The following is a 15497-nucleotide window of genomic DNA, read 5'->3' as shown; positions in this document are numbered from 1 at the left end:
CAACGCAGATCAGTAGCCCAGCGCACAACCGTCCTTGCGCGGATCGGAGGCACCGGTGAGCGTGCCCTTTTCCCAATCGATCAGCACCAGTTGGCCGCCGCCATGCGGCTCCTCGGCGATCGAAATCTGATGGCCGCGCTGACGCAGGCCGGCGATCGCCTCAGCCGGAATGCCGCGCTCGGCCAGCACGGCATTGTCCTTGTAGAACACCCGTGGCGCATCCAGTGCCTGCTGCGGGTCCATGCCGAAATCGATCATGTTGGTCAGCAGATGGACATGGCCGAACGGCTGGTAGCCGCCGCCCATCACCCCGAACGGCATCACCACCTTACCCCCTCGCGTCGCCATGCCAGGCATGATGGTGTGCATCGGTCGCTTGCGCGGCGCGATACGATTTGGATGGCCTTCCGTAAGGCGAAAACTGCTGCCGCGATTCTGCAGCACGACGCCTGTCTTGGGACCGACGACGCCGCTGCCGAAGGAACCGAAGGTCGAGTTGATGAAGCTGACCGAATTGCGGTCGCGGTCGACCACGGAGATATAGACGGTGTCGCTGCGCGGCAGCTCAAGCCGCGGCAGATGCGTCATGGCGAGCGCCGGATCGATGGCGGCGCGCAGCCGCTCCGCATAGGCTGCCGACAGCAGTTGTTCGACGGGGACCTGGACGAAATCCTGGTCGCCGATGAAAGTATCGCGGTCCTGGTAGGCAAGCCGGCCGGCTTCGATCTCGAGATGCAGCCGCGGGGCACTGTTCGGCTCCAACGAACCAAGGCTGAAGCCCGAAAGCACATTCAGCATGATCAGCGCCGTCACGCCCTGATTGTTCGGTGGCATCTGATGGATATCGTAGCCGCGATAGGACGTATTCACCGACGTGACGTAGTCGCCTTGGGTCTCGGCGAAATCCTCCAATGCATGCAGCCCGCCCAGCGCGCGAAGACGTTCCACCAGATCGTCCGCGACTTCACCTTCATAAAACCCTGCACGGCCTCGGTTGGCGATGATGCGCAAGGTGTCCGCCAAGTGCGGCTGCCGATGCACATCGCCGGCTTGCGGCGCCCTTCCCTCGGGCAGGAATATGCGCGCGGCATGTTCATCGGCTGAGAGCAGGGCGACCTCGTCGGCCCAGTCGAAGGCGACGCGATCATGAACGACATAGCCTTGTTCGGCATAGCGAATGGCTGGCGCCAGCGCGGCGTCGATGCCCTTTTTTCCGTGGTCCTCGAGTAGCCGGCACCATGCATCGATGGCGCCTGGTATGGTGACGGCATGCGGTCCGGCCGCAGGCAGTTCGCTATGGCCCCGCTCCAGATACCAATCGGCATTTGCAGCAGCAGGCGACCGCCCCGAGCCGTTGAAGGCCAGCACCTCGCCCTCGCCTTTGGGACTGTAGAGCACAAAACAGTCGCCGCCGATGCCGGTCGATTGCGGCTCGACCACCCCTTGCACTGCCGCCGCACAGACGGCGGCATCCATGGCGTTGCCGCCAGAGCGCAGCGTGTCGATAGCCGCCAGCGTCGCCAACGGATGCGATGTCGCCGCCATAGCTTCTGTCGCGCGAACCGGCGAGCGGCCGGGGAACTGAAAATCACGCATGCAATCCTCCGATGATCCACCCGCCGGTACTAACCTCAATGCTTGATACGGTCGCGCATCGCGTACCACAACATCCCCAGCACATAGAGCGGGCCCCGCAGCGCCGTACCGCCCGGGAACGGCATCGGCGTCAGCGTCGAGAACAGGTCCAGCCGCGAGGCGTCGCCCGTAATCGCTTCGGCCAAGAGCTTGCCCGACAGCGTTGACAGGATGACGCCCTTGCCGGAATAGCCATGCGCGAAATAGACCTCGCCATAGTGCCCGACATGCGGCAGCCGCGACGTGGTCACCGACACCAGACCGCCCCAGGCATGATCGATGCGGCAGCCCTTCAGTTGCGGGAAGGTGGCCTCCATGTGCGGCCGCACGAAGCCGGCGATGTCGGCCGGCGGCGATGGCGTGTAGCGCTCGCCGCCGCCGAACAGCAGCCGACCGTCCGCCGACATGCGGTAGTAGTTGACGACGAAGCGCGTGTCGGACACCGCGACATTGGCCGGGATGACATTGTGTTTGCCCTCCAGCGGTTCGGTGGCGACGATGTAGTTGCCGACCGGCATGATGCGGCTGTTGACGCGCGGCTCCAGCCCATGCAGCAACGCGTCGCCGGCCAGCACGACATGTTTGGCCCTTACCGACCCCTGCGCCGTCGAGACCCGGATCGAAGGCTCGCGCTCCAGCTTTACCGCGACGGAATTTTCATGGATGACGACACCGGCCGCCACGGCGGCACGGGCAAGGCCGAGCGTGTAGTTCAGCGGATGCATATGGCCGCCAAGCGGCTCATACATCGCGCCATGATAGGGCGTGTCCACCTTGCCGCGTGCCTGCGCCGCCGACAGGATCTCGACGTCGCGGAACTTCATCACGCTCTCGAGGCATTTGGCCTCGTCTTCGAGATCCCTGAGGTCGGAGCCATTAACGGCACCGACGAGATGGCCGGTCAGCCGCAGATCGCAATCGATGGCGTGGCGCTCGATGATGTCGAGCACCAGGCCCCGCGCCTCGAAGGCGAGGTCGAACAGCGCCTTCGCCCGCTCGGGGCCGTAAAGCTTGACCAACCCCTTGGCGCCTTTGCGCAGGCCAGGGATCATCTGGCCGCCATTGCGGCCCGACGCGCCCCAGCCGATCTTGCCGCCTTCGAGCAGCACCACCTTCAGGCCGCGCTCGGCGGCATGAAGGGCGGCCGACAGGCCGGTGCAGCCGCCGCCGACCACCACCAGATCGGCGCCGACATCTCCCACCAGCGCCGGATGGTCCGGCGCCGGATTGGCGGTGGCGACATAATAGGAATTGCCGATATCGAGGCTCGAATTGAAACCCGTTGAGCCGGAGGCCATGATCACACCTTCAGCAGCAAATGGTCGCGTTCCCAGCTCGTCACCACGCTCTGGAACAGGTCGAGTTCGACGCTCTTGACGCGCAGATAGGTCTGGAAAAAATCCTCGCCGAGCAATGCCCGCACCGGCTCGCAAGCAATGAAACGATCAAGCGCCTCCTCCATCGTTTTCGGCAGCGTGCTTTTGATCTTGTAGGCATTGCCCGAGGCCTCAGCCGAGCGCGCCAGCTTCTGCTCGACGCCGAGATAGCCGGCAAGCAGCGAACCGGCGATCGCCAGATAGGGATTGCAATCCGCTCCCGGCAAGCGGTTCTCTACCCGCCGGGCGGCGCGGCCACCTGCCGGCACGCGCAGGCCGCAAGAGCGGTTGTCATGCGACCATTCGATGTTGGCCGGTGCGCTGTGGTTCGGCCGGATGCGGCGGAACGAGTTCACGTTGGGTGCGAACAGCGGCATGATCTCGGGCACATATCTCTGCAGGCCGCCGATGAAATGGCCGAACATTTCGGTGTCTGCATCATCTCTGTCGGCAAACAGCGCGGCGCCTGTCGTTTCATCGACGACAGACATGTGCAGATGCATCGAGCTTCCCGCCTGCGCCGCGATCGGCTTGGCCATGAAGGTCGCGTGCATGCCGCTCTGTTGCGCCGCTTGGCGAGTCAGCCGCTTGAACAGCAGCACCTGGTCGGCGAGCGGCACCGCGTCGCCGTGCAATAGATTGATCTCCAGCTGCGCGGTGCCGGACTCATGGATCAGCGTGTCGAGCGGCAGGCCGGCGGCTGCGGCATAATCATAGACGCGCCTTATCACCGGCTCGAATTCTTCCAGCGCCACCATGTCATAGGGATGCTGCGAGCCCTCGGCGCGGCCATTGGCGCCAACCGGTGCCGTCAGCGGCTGGTCGGGATTCGGATTGGGCGCGGTCAGATAGAATTCGATTTCCGGCGCCACCACCGCGCGCCAACCGCGCTTCCGGTAGAGATCGAGCACGGCGCGCAGCACATGTCGTGGCGAGGCCATCCAGGGCTTGCCTTGCATGTGGAAGGCGTCGGCGAAGACATAGGCTTTGCCGACGCCACCGCCCGGCGCCAGGCACAGCGTCGACATATCAGGCACCATGCGCATATCCGGGTCTTGATAGGCAAAGCCTTCGTCGATGGAACCGGAGTAGCGGCCATCGATGCTGACCAGGAAAGCGCTGCTCGGCAGGTAGAGTGCGCGGTCTTCCAGCGCCTTGAGGAATTTCACCGTCGGCAGCGCCTTGCCGCGCAGCACGCCATTCATGTCGGGCACCAGGCACTCGACCTCCGTGATGCCGTGCTGGGCGAGCCAGGCCTTGGGATCGTCGCCGGTGAAGAGAGCGGTGTTGGTATTTTTGTCCTGCATTTTGGTTCACGTACCTATGAGAGAGAGTATGGCTTGCGCGGCCACATCCGTTCCAGGGGTCAGCGCCATCTTGGCAGCATTGTCCCTGAGGCGGGCGCGCATCGCATCGTCGGCCAGCAGGCCGAGAATGGCTCTCTCCAATCCCCCTTCCGTCCAGGCGTCGCGGCCGATATGGTCGCCGACACCTGTCTCTCCCGCGCGTTGCGCATTGTCGTGACCGTCCCAGCAATAGGGCATGATCAGCGACGGCACGCCGAAGCGCAGCGCCTCGCAAAAGCTGTTGTTGCCGCCATGGTGGATGAACAGGTCCGACTTCGCCACCACCGAAGGCTGCGGAAACCAGGCGTCGAGATAGACATTGTCCGGCACCGCGCGATAGGCGTCGCGCAGGCCGCCGGCATTGACGATGAAGCGCGCCGGCAGCCTGTCGAAGACGGCGAGCATGCGCTCGATCAGCCCGACATCCATCGCGCCGAGGCTGCCGAAGCTGACATAGACCAGCGGGCCGCCATTGCGCGGAAACACCGGCACCTCGAATGGCCCTTCCGAACGCACGCAGCCTTCGAGATAGACAAAGCGTTTGGGGTCGAGCGGCTCGGCCCGCTCACGCCGTACGATCGCTGGCGTCAGCAGCAGATTGAGGTCGGGTGATGTCTCGAGGAACAGGCCCTTGGGCAACGGCGCCAGGCCGGCATCCGCACGAAAACGGTTGAAGCGCTCATGCGCGGGTGCGGAGGCCGCGAGATAGCGCGCTTCGAACGCCGCACGTTGCGGGTCGTCGGCACCCATCCCCGAGAGATAGGGCGGCACCTCGGCATCCGGCAGTTCCGTCTCGGCACAGGAGACGACGCGCACCCACGGGCAGCCGGCGGCGGCGATCGCCGGGAACATGATGACGTTGTCGAGCACCACCGCGTCCGGCTTCAGCCGCGCCAGCAATTGGCGCAGCGGCGCCTCGGCGTTGACGGCGGTGTCGACGATCGCTTGCCAGGTCGGCGCGACATAGGTCTCGAGCTGGTCGATCGGGCTCAGCCGGAAATGCGGCAGGTGCCGGCGCACGAAGGCCTGCCAATAGCTCTGGCGGTCGCTGTCGCTCAGCGGCTCATCCGTCGGCAGATGGTATTCCTGGAAGCCATAGTCGGTAAAGACGCCGGAGAAGCCGGCATGGCAGATGAAGACGGGGCGAGCGCCCCGTGCGCGCAATGCCTGTGCGATACCGACGCAATTCAACGCGGCGCCGAAACTGGCTTCGGGAAACAGCGCGATGGTCGGGCTGGCTTTACGCGTCAATTATTCCTCTTCAATCCGGCCGGCTGATCATGCTGAACAGTGCGGGAGCTCCGCGGCTGGCTGCTTGCGGTCGCTGGCTGCGGGAGAGCCGCAGGTGGATGCGAAGCAGATCGGCAGCCACCTCATACTGCCGGCTTTCAAGATAGTCGAGTATGCCCGAGTGTTCGCGCAACGATTGCCGCAGCCGAAACACGTTGACGCCGGAATAGATGCCCGGCAGCCGGCGCAGGCGGAGATGATCGGCCAATGCATCCGACACAAAACGGTTGGCGCAGCCCTCGGCGATCATGCCATGAAAATCCATGTCCAGCCGCTGGAACTCGCGCGTGTCGAATGTCTCGTCCGGCAGCGCTGCAAGCGCTTCCATGCCTTGCCGCAACATTGCTGCCCGCGCCCCGTCCAGCCGAAAGCCTGGCGTCAGGATGGCCGCCGGCTCCAGCACCAGGCGGAACTCGTAGCTTTCGCCTTGCGCCTCCGGATCGTCCGGCGCGCGGCGAAACAACCAGGATTGCCCAGGCGCACGATCCAGAAGATTCTCGTCGGTCAGTTTGTTAAGTGCTTTTAGTACCGTCTTGCGATCAGCGTCGTAGCGTCGCATCAGCCCCGCGATGGTCACCGTCTGGTCCAACCGTCGCGCCGAGCGGTCGCGCAGGATGGCTTCGGCGAGCTCGTCTTCCTCCGCACTGGGTAGTTCGGCGGCAATGGCGGGCTGGGCGGCGAGGTCGACCGTCAGATGATAACCGCTGTCGGCCTCCCAGCGCACCACGCCCCGTTCCGCGAGCAGGCCGAGTGCGGCGCGTACGGGCGTGCGCGAGACATTGCACAGCGAGGCGATCTGCTGTTCGGGCAGGCGGGCGCCAGGCTCGAAGCCACGCTGCCGCGCCACATCCAGGATGCGCTGCGCCAGATCGAGATGGTTGGTGCGAGGTCGTCTGGCTACGGCTTGCATGACTTTTCTCGAATGCGAATGTGGCGCATTGGTCTGGCTGATCGCCGGAACAGGGACAATCGCCCAAATTCCTCCGTCGGTTGACAGATTATGGATTGACGTACTTTTTTCTGCAATAGTACTGTCGGCACAATCGGCGAGAAAAGACCGAGGGAACAGGATCGAGGCAGGCGCGCGCGTCGCCGGCCTTGGTCCGGCAAATGATTTCGACGATCAAACCGAATGGGAGACTGCCATGACCGCTACCAGCCTGCGGCGCCGTGCGCTCAATACATCCTCAATCGCTCTCGGTCTCGCCCTGACGCTCTCGGGGCCGGCCGCCGCAGCCGACCTCGTTATTTCGAACTGGGATGGGTACATGGCACCCGACGCCATGGCCGCTTTCAAGACCGCCACCGGCGTTGCCGGCGAAGTGGTGGTGCACGCCACCAATGAAGAGATCATGGGCAAGCTGATTGCCGCCGGCGGCAAGGGCTATGACGTGGTCTTCGTCTCCTCGCCCTTCGCCGAAGTATTAAACAAGCTTGGCCTGACCGAGCCGATCGACCATGCCAAGATCCCCAACCTCGCCAACCTCTATCCCGAAGCGACCAAGCTGCCGCACGATGCCGGCAACGCTTTCTCCGTGCCTTACACCTGGGGCACGACGGGCCTCTGCTACCGCTCTGACCTTGTCAAGACGGCGCCCACGAGCTGGAGCGACCTGCTCGCCCCTTCCGACGAGATGAAGGGCAAGACCACCATGCTGGCGACCGATCGCTGGCTGCTGGCCGCCGGGCAGCTCGACAAGGGCTATTCGGTCAACGAGACCGACCCGGCCAAGATGGCCGAGGTCAAGGAACTCCTGATCTCCGCCAAGAAGACCCTGCTCGCCTATGACGACACCACCTTCTATTCCAAGCTGGTTTCCGGCGAGGCGCTGATGGTGCAGGCCTGGGACGGCTGGTGCAATTACGGCATCGCCGACAAGCCGGAGATCAAATACGTCATCCCTAAAGAAGGTTCGGACCTGTGGGTCGACACGATGGTGGTGATGAAGGCGTCCGAGCACAAGGACGACGCCTTCAAGTTCATCAACTTCATGCTCGACGCCAAGAACCACGCCTGGGCGGCGCAGAACATCGACTACAAGGTGCCGAACAAGCCGGCGATGGAAAGCCTGCCGGCCGACTTCCTGGCCAAATTCCCCAACATGGCGATGCCGGTGGCCGATCTCGTCAAGTTCGAGCAGTTGCGTGACGTCGGCGAAGCCCAGCGCGACTATTCCAAGATCGTCAGCGAGATCAAGGCCGCGCAGTAAGCGGCGCAGACTTCACGGCCGGCAGCACTTCTGCCGCCGGCCCTGAGCGGTACCCGAGAAATTGTCCCAGACCCGACTTCGTTCCTCTCTGCTGATGGCCCCGGCGCTGGTCTGGCTGACCGCGCTGATGGTTATCCCATGCGCCCTGGTGCTGGCGCTCGCCTTCTTCCGGCGCGGCGTCTATGGCGGCATCGACTACACCTTCACGCTGGGGAATTTCGGGCTGGTCTTCGACCCGCTCTATGCCGGCATCTTCCTCAACTCAGCACGTATCGCCGGTACCGCGACGCTCATCGCAGTCGTGATCGGCTATGCCGCGGCCTATGCAATTGCCGCCGCACCGCGCCGGTGGCAGCCAGTTTTCCTGTTCTTCGCCGTGCTGCCGTTCTGGTCCAACTATCTGATCCGCACCTATGCCTGGATCGTGCTGCTGAACCGCGAAGGGCTGATCACCCAGCTCTTGCGCTGGTTCGGCTACACCGGCGAACCGCCCTCGATGCTCTATACCGAAGGCTCGGTCATCGCAGGCCTCGTCTACAACTATCTGCCCTTCGTCATCCTCGCCTGCTACGCGCCGCTGTCGCGCCTCAACCCGGAACTGACCGAGGCATCGCGCGATCTCGGCGCCTCCGCTGCCACCACCTTCCGACGTGTCATCCTGCCGCTGACCGTGCCCGGCATCGCTGCGGGTGCTGTCTTCGTCTTCGTGCTGTCGATCGGCAATTTTGTCACCCCGGCGCTGCTCGGTGGCGGCCACTTCCAGATGATCGGCAACCTCGTCTACGACCAGTTCCTGACTGCCAATGACTGGCCGTTCGGCGCAGCGCTCGCCATGGCGCTGATCGCCATCATGCTTCTGGTGCTGATGGCGCAGGCGCTCGCCGCCGACCGCGCCGCGGGGCGTGCGGCTGAGGCAAGGGGCGACGTCGATGGCTGAGCGCTGCGCAATTCTTGCCTTCTCCCCGTTCACGGGGAGAAGGTGCCCCAAAGGGGCGGATGAGGGGCGGCGTCAACCTTTGCGACGCTCAGCGCTGCCCCTCATCTGCCTGCCGGTATCTTCTCCCCGTGAACGGGGAGAAGGACTCTGGTCGTTCGCTTGCCTTCCAATTGCCGGAGGCCGGCGATGACCCATTCCTTCACCCGTACGCTCGGCATGCGGACGATTCTCACCCTCGTCTTCGCCTTCCTCTACATCCCGATCGCCGTGCTGGTGGCGCTGTCCTTCAACGAAGGCGGATTGCCGACGGCATGGTCGGACTTCTCGCTGAAATGGTACATTTCGCTAACTTCGAACAGCGCCATCCTGTCTGCAGCGCTCAACACGCTGATCGTGGCGCTGGTCTCGACCGCAATCGCCACATTGCTCGGCACGCTGCTGGCGATCGGCGTCGAGATGCGCCGGCAATATGGCAAAGGCCTCGAAGCCCTGATCTTCGCGCCGATGATCATCCCCGACATCGTGCTGGCGATTGCGCTTCTCTCGTTCTTTTCGATGCTCAACCTCACCATGGGCCTGCACACCATCATCCTCGCCCATGTCGTCTTCAACCTCGCTTTCGTCTGCTCGGTGGTGCGCGCAAGGCTGAAGAGTTTCGACTGGTCGATCGTCGAGGCCTCCGCCGACCTCGGCGCCTCGGCTCTGACCACCTTCCGGCGTGTGACATTGCCGGTCATCGCGCCGGCAGTGATTGCCGGCGCTCTGCTTGCCTTCACGCTCTCGGTCGACGAGTTCATCATCGCCTTCTTCACCGCCGGTGCCGGCCGCGCCTCGACGACGCTGCCGATGCAGATCTACGCCATGATCCGCTTCGGCATCACGCCGGAGATCAACGCGCTGGCGACCATCGTCATGGCGGTATCGATCACCGCGCTGACCCTGTCGCAGCGGATCAACCGTGGGATCATCGGCCCATGAGCGAACCGCGCACGCTGCTGGCCATTGATAACGTGTCGAAGACGTTCGGCCGGGTCACCGCCGTCGACGGCATCTCGCTCGATATCCGCGAGAACGAGTTCTTCGCGCTGCTCGGTCCTTCCGGCTGCGGCAAGACCACGCTGCTGCGCATGCTGGCGGGCTTCGAGACACCTACGGGCGGCCGCATCCTGCTCGACGGCAAGGACATCGCCCGGACCCCGCCCAACAAGCGGCCGGTCAATCTGATGTTCCAGTCCTACGCGCTGTTCCCGCACATGAGCGTGCGCGCCAATGTCTCCTACGGGCTGGAGATGGAGCGCTTGCCGAAAGCCGAAATCCGTTCCCGCGTCGACGCCATTCTGGCCACCACCGAGCTTGTCCCCTTCGCCGACCGTAAGCCTGAGCAATTGTCGGGCGGCCAGAAGCAGCGCGTTGCGCTTGCCCGCGCCCTGGTCAAGCGGCCGCGGCTGCTGCTGCTCGACGAACCGCTGGGCGCGCTGGACAAGAAACTGCGCGGCGCCATGCAGTTGGAGCTGAAGCGCCTGCAGCACGAAGTCGGCATCACGTTCGTCATTGTCACCCACGACCAGGAAGAGTCACTCGTCATGGCCGACCGCATGGCGGTGCTGAAGGACGGCAGACTGCTGCAATGCGACACACCGCACGCGATCTATGAACATCCGGCCGACCGTTTCGTCGCCGACTTCATCGGCGTGATGAATTTCGTACCGGGCAAGGTGTCTGCCAATGGCGTGATCGCCGCGAACGGCGCGCGCATCACCGGCAAGGTTCCCGCCAAGCTCACACCCGGCGCTTCCGCTGTCGCTTCGGTGCGACCCGAGCGCATCCGGCTGTTCCCGTCAGCCGAGACCGCCAACCGCACCGCCGGCACGATTGAGGCGCTGGCCTATCACGGGCTCGACCTGCAGCTGCATGTCCGCACGCCCCTGTCGCCAAAGCCATTTCTGGTGCGCGTCACCGCCGATGCCGCCGACCGCCGGCCGGTCTCGTCGGGCGATCAGGTCGAACTCGGCTGGGACGCCGCCGATGTCAGAATTTTTCAGGAATAGGAGAGCTTGATGGCGCAGAAGACGATCGCGTTTTTTCCCGAAGCGGCCTACGGCCCGGCGCTCAATTCGGTCGGCATCGCGCAAGCCGTCGAGGCGCGCGGCCATAAGGCAGTGTTCCTGTCCGACCCCGGCTTTGTCGATGTCTACAAGGGTTACGGCTTCGAAGCGCATCCGGTGAACCTGTCGGAGCCGATGCCGCCCGAGCAGATGGCGAAATTCTGGGAAGACTTCATCAACGGCCACATCCCGAACTTCCGCAAATCGCCCTACGATCAGGTCGACAATTACGTGAAGGATTGCTGGACCGCGATTGTCGACAGCGCCAAATGGGCGCAGAAGGATTTGCCGCGAGTCCTGGCCGCCATCAAGCCTGATGTCATTTGCGTCGACAATGTCATCCTGTTTCCGGCCATCAAACAGTTCGGCAAGCCTTGGGTGCGCGTCATCTCCTGCTCGGAAAACGAGATCGAGGATGAGGACATCCCGCCGCATCTCTCGGGCTGCGGCGAGAACGACCATGTCGGCCACCAGCGCTACCGCGATCATTTCAACGCGGTGATCAAGCCGATCCACGACGACTTCAACGCCTTCCTCACCGCAAACAATGAAGCGCCCTACCCGGTCGGCCAGTTCTTCGAGGCCTCGCCCTATCTCAATCTGCTGCTCTATCCCGAAGCGGCAAAGTTCAAGCGCCGCCATCCGCTCGACCCGGCAAAGTTCCAGTATCTGGAAGGCTGCGTGCGGCAGGAAAAGCCCTATACCGTGCCGACCTTCGCCGAGAACAATGACGGGCCGCTGCTCTATGTCTCCTTCGGCAGCCTCGGCGCCGGCGATGTCGATTTGTTGAAGCGCATCATCACAACACTGGGCAAGACCCGTTACCGCGCGCTGGTCAATGTCGGCGGCTACAAGGAAATGTACACGGATGTGCCGGACAACGTCATCGTCGAGAGCTGGTTCCCGCAGCCTTCAGTCATCCCGCAGGTCGATGCCGTAATCCACCATGGCGGCAACAACTCGTTCACCGAGTGCCTCTATTTCGGCAAGCCGGCCATCATCATGCCCTATGTCTGGGACGGTCACGACAACGCCACCCGCGTCCAGGAAACCGGCCACGGCTTCAGCATGCCGCGCTACGACTGGAGCGACGCCCAGCTGGTCAGCAGGATCGAGGCTTGCCTGACCGACCCGAAGATGAAGGCCAAGCTGGCGAAGACCTCGTCGCAGATGCGGGCACAGAACGGGCCGGAAAAGGCCGCAGGGTTGCTGGAGAAGTTGCTGTGACCTCCTCCGCTCCGCACCTTTACCAAGCCTCCACCCGCACCGACCTCGTCGACTGGGGCGCCCAGTCCGACGCGCTGGACGGCGCGTCGCACTCGACCGGCAGGCTTGTCCACAAAGGACCCAACAACCAGCCGGAATCCGGCATCTGGGTGTGCACGCCCGGCCGCTGGCGGCTCTCGATTCCGCGCGACGAATTGTGCCATTTCGTCACCGGCCGCGCGACGTACCGGTCGGATGTCGGTGAGGTGATAGAAGTCGCAGCCGGGACCGTGGTCATGTTCCCTGCCGGCTGGACAGGCGAGTGCACCGTGCATGAGGCCATGCGCAACGTCTACATGCTGGCTTGAACAGCAACGGAGCTTCGCAATATGCCGACACCGCCCTGGCCAAAGGCCTCGACCGTGAAACTGGAGGGCTGGGGCGCCGGCAGCAACACGCTTGCCGGTGCACCGCGTGCCTCGGGCAGGATCCTGTCACAGAACCTGGACGGATCGAGCGAATGCGGCCTGTGGTCGTGCACGCCGGGTAGCCGCAAGGTCACCTTTGCCGCCGACGAGTTCTGCCATTTCCTGTCGGGCCGCGGGACCTATGTCCGCGAGAATGGCGAAGAGATCCCGGTCGAGGCCGGCATGCTGGTGTTCTTCCCCGCCGGCTGGGCCGGCACCTCCACCATCACGCAAACACTGACCAAGGCCTTCATGTGCCGCTGAGCACTTTTTTCAAGGAAATCGCCATGACCACGCCCATCATGCAATCCCCGCTTGCCATCACCGACCTCGTCGACTGGGGCGTCATCCCGACCATGATCGAGGGCGAGTCCCACACCTCGGGCAAGCTGCTCTACAAGGGGCCGGAGGGCCGTTCGGAATGCGGCCTGTGGGTCTGCACTCCCGGCAAATGGCACTGCCATGTCACCCGCGACGAGTTCTGCCACTTCCTCGAGGGCCGCTGCACCTATGTGCACGAATCGGGCGAGGTCATCCAGATCGAGCCGGACACGGCGGCGTTCTTTCCTCAGAATTGGAAAGGCGTCTGCACCGTCCATGAGACCATCAAGAAGGTCTACATGATCCGCTGAGCGGACCTGAAAGGACGACGATGCAATTCTCCGCTGAACGGCCGGCTTTCTTCGTCAATCCGGACTACCTGCCGATGACCGGCACGGCAAAACCGGTGATCGATCCGGCGACGCTGGACACGGTCGGCGCGATCGCCGCGGCCAGCGACGGCGAGATCGACGCCGTGCTCACCGCCGCAACCACGGCACAAGCCGCCTGGAAGAAGCTCGATGCCAAGAGCCGGGCAAAGCATCTGCATGCGGTCGCCAACGCCATCGAGGCGGCGGACTTCACCCGCTGCGCAGAGCTGATGGTGCGCGAGATGGGCAAGCCTTATCCCGAAGCAATCGGCGAGATCGCCAATTGCGCGCCGATCTTCCGCTACTATGCCGAGATGGCGCGCGACGACGCCGGCAAGATCGCCGGTACGACGCAGGCCGGGTCGTTCCAGTATGCGCGCTACGAGCCGTATGGCGTCTCCGTGCACATCATGCCTTACAACTTCCCGATCCTGCTGATGTGCTGGACCGTTGCGGCCTCGCTTGCCGCCGGCAATGGCTGCGTCATCAAGCCGGCCGAAGCGACGACGCTGTCGACGCTGGACTACATGACGGTGTTCCGTTCACTGCCGGAAGGGCTGGTCGCCTGCCTGCCTGGCACGGCCGCCACCGCGCAGGCGCTGATCGCCTCCGAGCGCACCCACGCTGTCGCCTTCACCGGCTCGGTCGCCGCCGGCAAAGCCGTGGCAGTCGCCTGCGCCGAGCGCATGAAGCCTTGCGTCATCGAAGCCGGCGGCAGCGATCCGCTGATCATCAGCGAGCACGCGCCGCTCGACGTGGCGGCAGCCGGCAGCGTCACCGCCGCCTTCCACCTGACCGGCCAGGTCTGCACCTCGGCCGAACGCTTCTTTGTCGTCGACTCGGTTCACGATCGCTTCGTCGAGCTGTTCGCCGAGAAGACGCGGGCGCTGCGCATCGGCAATGGCATGGACAAGACCGAGATCGGCCCGCTGGTCAGCGAAGCCGCCCGGGCGAAAGTGATGCGGCTGGTCGATGATGCTATCAGCAACGGCGCTATAGCCGTTGCCGGCGGGCGCATTCCGCCGGCGCACAACAATGGCTGGTTCTACGAGCCAACGATCCTGACCGGGGTTACACCCGATATGGCGATCGTGCGCGAAGAGTGTTTCGGGCCGGTCGCAGCGATCTGCCGCGTAAAGGATTTCGACGAAGCGATCCGGCTTGCCAATGACAGCCCGTTCGGGCTCGGCGCCTCGGTCTTTACCACCGACCTCGCCGAGGCGCATGAGGCGGCCGAGCGGCTCGAGGTCGGCATGGTCTGGGTCAACAACCCGCTGATCGACAATGACGCCCTGCCCTTCGGCGGCTGGAAGGCATCAGGCCTTGGCCGCGAGCTGGGACGCCAGGGACTCGACGCCTTCCGACGCTCCAAGATGGTCATCATCGACCACAGACCGGCGATCCAGGACTGGTGGTACCCCTACCCCGACAGCTGGTTCCGCGAGACAGGCGGCCGCAAGCACGTGTGAGCCCGGCCAGTCCAAAACGTAAGCTGATGCTTACGCATCTGCCGAGATAGGCCGGCTATTTCAACGCTTGAAGCTTGTCGATCGCGGCAGTGAATCCGGCAAGCGAGACCGGAATGGTCACCGGCTTGCGCGTCACCGACTCCATGCCGATGTTCAGGTTGGTTCCCGATTTCATCGCCTTGACGAGGTCCGCCGACAAAGGGGTCGCGGCATAGGCGCCGTTCTGGTCGCTGGTCTGGATGGCAATGGTCGTCTTCTGCCCCTGGTCGATCTGGTACGAGGCGCCGGAAGGCAGGAACAGCCCGTGCGGCAAGGCTAGCAGCATCGCGAGGTTGCCATTGCCATTGTCACGGCGAACCGTAACGGTAAGAACGCGCTGCCCCGTCTTGGCCTCGGTAAGGTTTTGGGAGACCTGGCATTGAAGCTCGGTGCCGGCCGATCCGCTGGCGCAGTTTAGCGCCCACGGATTGCCTTCTGCAGGCTTTGTCTCGGCAGATTTGGTTGGCTTCGGCTCTTCGGCAAGCACCGACCCTGCCGACACGACCAGCCATAGCGCGCCGACCCAGGCGGCCCGCCCACAAACGATTCTCAGCAATGAAGCCACCCGATCCTCGTCGTGTCAGGGTTTCGCCGAGCGCGTTGATACAACAGCCGAGCCCTGGCGGGGAAGCCAATACGGTACATCAGCGCCGGCTAAATTACTGTTGCTGGATTACCACAATAAACAACTTTGAAATCTTGTATGTGTAAAGCAAACAATCATG

15 protein-coding genes are annotated in these 15497 nt (G+C 63.8%); 9 read left to right on the top strand and 6 right to left on the bottom strand.

Annotation, left to right across the window (positions count from 1 at the left end; all coding sequences use genetic code 11):
- Positions 1 to 9: 9 nt before the first annotated feature.
- The 5 genes from ggt to NKI32_RS27455 are packed head-to-tail and all read right to left on the bottom strand — an operon-like array spanning position 10 to position 6557.
- Entirely contained in the window at positions 10 to 1596 is a 1587-nt protein-coding gene (ggt, locus tag NKI32_RS27475; RefSeq protein ID WP_353004533.1) for a gamma-glutamyltransferase, read from the bottom strand.
- Between the two features lie 35 nt (positions 1597 to 1631).
- On the bottom strand, positions 1632 to 2933 hold the full coding sequence (locus NKI32_RS27470; protein WP_031201307.1) for an NAD(P)/FAD-dependent oxidoreductase: 1302 nt from the start codon (positions 2931 to 2933) through the stop codon (positions 1632 to 1634).
- 2 nt (positions 2934 to 2935) lie between these two features.
- Positions 2936 to 4318, bottom strand: coding sequence for a glutamine synthetase family protein (locus tag NKI32_RS27465; RefSeq protein WP_353004531.1), 1383 nt, complete (start codon positions 4316 to 4318; stop codon positions 2936 to 2938).
- Positions 4319 to 4324: 6 nt separating this feature from the next.
- Positions 4325 to 5608 carry a glycosyltransferase gene (locus tag NKI32_RS27460; RefSeq protein ID WP_023698837.1) on the bottom strand — a complete coding sequence of 428 codons (1284 nt, stop codon included), beginning with the start codon at positions 5606 to 5608 and terminating at the stop codon, positions 4325 to 4327.
- Positions 5609 to 5618: 10 nt separating this feature from the next.
- Complete coding sequence (locus tag NKI32_RS27455; RefSeq protein ID WP_023698838.1) at positions 5619 to 6557, bottom strand: GntR family transcriptional regulator; 939 nt, start codon at positions 6555 to 6557, stop codon at positions 5619 to 5621.
- A 235-nt stretch (positions 6558 to 6792) separates the two neighbouring features.
- On the opposite strand from NKI32_RS27455, the gene NKI32_RS27450 reads away from it, so the two are divergent.
- The 9 genes from NKI32_RS27450 to NKI32_RS27410 all read left to right on the top strand — a co-directional run bounded on the left by NKI32_RS27450 (position 6793) and on the right by NKI32_RS27410 (position 14733).
- Positions 6793 to 7857: a polyamine ABC transporter substrate-binding protein gene (locus NKI32_RS27450; RefSeq protein ID WP_353004529.1), complete on the top strand. Its 1065-nt coding sequence runs from the start codon at positions 6793 to 6795 to the stop codon at positions 7855 to 7857.
- A gap of 94 nt (positions 7858 to 7951) precedes the next feature.
- Positions 7952 to 8794, top strand: a complete 843-nt coding sequence (locus NKI32_RS27445) for an ABC transporter permease (RefSeq protein WP_353004573.1) — start codon at positions 7952 to 7954, stop codon at positions 8792 to 8794.
- 186 nt (positions 8795 to 8980) lie between these two features.
- Positions 8981 to 9772, top strand: a complete 792-nt coding sequence (locus NKI32_RS27440) for an ABC transporter permease (protein ID WP_353004527.1) — start codon at positions 8981 to 8983, stop codon at positions 9770 to 9772.
- Positions 9769 to 10842: an ABC transporter ATP-binding protein gene (locus NKI32_RS27435; RefSeq protein ID WP_353004525.1), complete on the top strand. Its 1074-nt coding sequence runs from the start codon at positions 9769 to 9771 to the stop codon at positions 10840 to 10842. The genes NKI32_RS27440 and NKI32_RS27435 overlap by 4 nt, the downstream gene beginning before the upstream one ends.
- Before the next feature lie 9 nt (positions 10843 to 10851).
- On the top strand, positions 10852 to 12126 hold the full coding sequence (locus tag NKI32_RS27430; protein WP_352624966.1) for a glycosyltransferase: 1275 nt from the start codon (positions 10852 to 10854) through the stop codon (positions 12124 to 12126).
- Positions 12123 to 12473 (top strand): cupin domain-containing protein, encoded by a 351-nt coding sequence (locus tag NKI32_RS27425; RefSeq protein ID WP_352624968.1) that lies wholly within the window; start codon positions 12123 to 12125, stop codon positions 12471 to 12473. The genes NKI32_RS27430 and NKI32_RS27425 overlap by 4 nt, the downstream gene beginning before the upstream one ends.
- A gap of 21 nt (positions 12474 to 12494) precedes the next feature.
- On the top strand, positions 12495 to 12836 hold the full coding sequence (locus tag NKI32_RS27420) for a cupin domain-containing protein (RefSeq protein ID WP_352459775.1): 342 nt from the start codon (positions 12495 to 12497) through the stop codon (positions 12834 to 12836).
- 23 nt (positions 12837 to 12859) lie between these two features.
- On the top strand, positions 12860 to 13204 hold the full coding sequence (locus NKI32_RS27415; RefSeq protein ID WP_023737483.1) for a cupin domain-containing protein: 345 nt from the start codon (positions 12860 to 12862) through the stop codon (positions 13202 to 13204).
- A gap of 20 nt (positions 13205 to 13224) precedes the next feature.
- Entirely contained in the window at positions 13225 to 14733 is a 1509-nt protein-coding gene (locus NKI32_RS27410) for an aldehyde dehydrogenase family protein (protein ID WP_352624970.1), read from the top strand.
- A gap of 55 nt (positions 14734 to 14788) precedes the next feature.
- On the opposite strand, the gene NKI32_RS27405 is transcribed toward NKI32_RS27410, so the two are convergent.
- Positions 14789 to 15328 (bottom strand): invasion associated locus B family protein, encoded by a 540-nt coding sequence (locus NKI32_RS27405; protein WP_502898005.1) that lies wholly within the window; start codon positions 15326 to 15328, stop codon positions 14789 to 14791.
- Positions 15329 to 15497 lie beyond the last annotated feature (169 nt).

It is taken from the genome of Mesorhizobium sp. M0761 (assembly GCF_040320205.1).
Lineage (GTDB): Bacteria > Pseudomonadota > Alphaproteobacteria > Rhizobiales > Rhizobiaceae > Mesorhizobium.
The sequence above is the reverse complement of the archived record's forward strand: the minus strand, read 5'-3'. Positions and strand labels throughout refer to the sequence as shown.

What these genes read in the sequence shown, in the direction of transcription:
- NKI32_RS27430 (WP_352624966.1), top strand. Translation starts at nt 10,852, where the DNA reads ATGGCGCAGAAGACGATCGCGTTTTTTCCCGAAGCGGCCTACGGCCCG.
- NKI32_RS27445 (WP_353004573.1), top strand. Translation starts at nt 7,952, where the DNA reads ATGGCCCCGGCGCTGGTCTGGCTGACCGCGCTGATGGTTATCCCATGC.
- NKI32_RS27470 (WP_031201307.1), bottom strand. Translation starts at nt 2,933, where the DNA reads ATGGCCTCCGGCTCAACGGGTTTCAATTCGAGCCTCGATATCGGCAAT.
- NKI32_RS27420 (WP_352459775.1), top strand. Translation starts at nt 12,495, where the DNA reads ATGCCGACACCGCCCTGGCCAAAGGCCTCGACCGTGAAACTGGAGGGC.
- NKI32_RS27440 (WP_353004527.1), top strand. Translation starts at nt 8,981, where the DNA reads ATGACCCATTCCTTCACCCGTACGCTCGGCATGCGGACGATTCTCACC.
- NKI32_RS27450 (WP_353004529.1), top strand. Translation starts at nt 6,793, where the DNA reads ATGACCGCTACCAGCCTGCGGCGCCGTGCGCTCAATACATCCTCAATC.
- NKI32_RS27465 (WP_353004531.1), bottom strand. Translation starts at nt 4,318, where the DNA reads ATGCAGGACAAAAATACCAACACCGCTCTCTTCACCGGCGACGATCCC.
- NKI32_RS27415 (WP_023737483.1), top strand. Translation starts at nt 12,860, where the DNA reads ATGACCACGCCCATCATGCAATCCCCGCTTGCCATCACCGACCTCGTC.
- NKI32_RS27410 (WP_352624970.1), top strand. Translation starts at nt 13,225, where the DNA reads ATGCAATTCTCCGCTGAACGGCCGGCTTTCTTCGTCAATCCGGACTAC.
- ggt (WP_353004533.1), bottom strand. Translation starts at nt 1,596, where the DNA reads ATGCGTGATTTTCAGTTCCCCGGCCGCTCGCCGGTTCGCGCGACAGAA.
- NKI32_RS27435 (WP_353004525.1), top strand. Translation starts at nt 9,769, where the DNA reads ATGAGCGAACCGCGCACGCTGCTGGCCATTGATAACGTGTCGAAGACG.
- NKI32_RS27455 (WP_023698838.1), bottom strand. Translation starts at nt 6,557, where the DNA reads ATGCAAGCCGTAGCCAGACGACCTCGCACCAACCATCTCGATCTGGCG.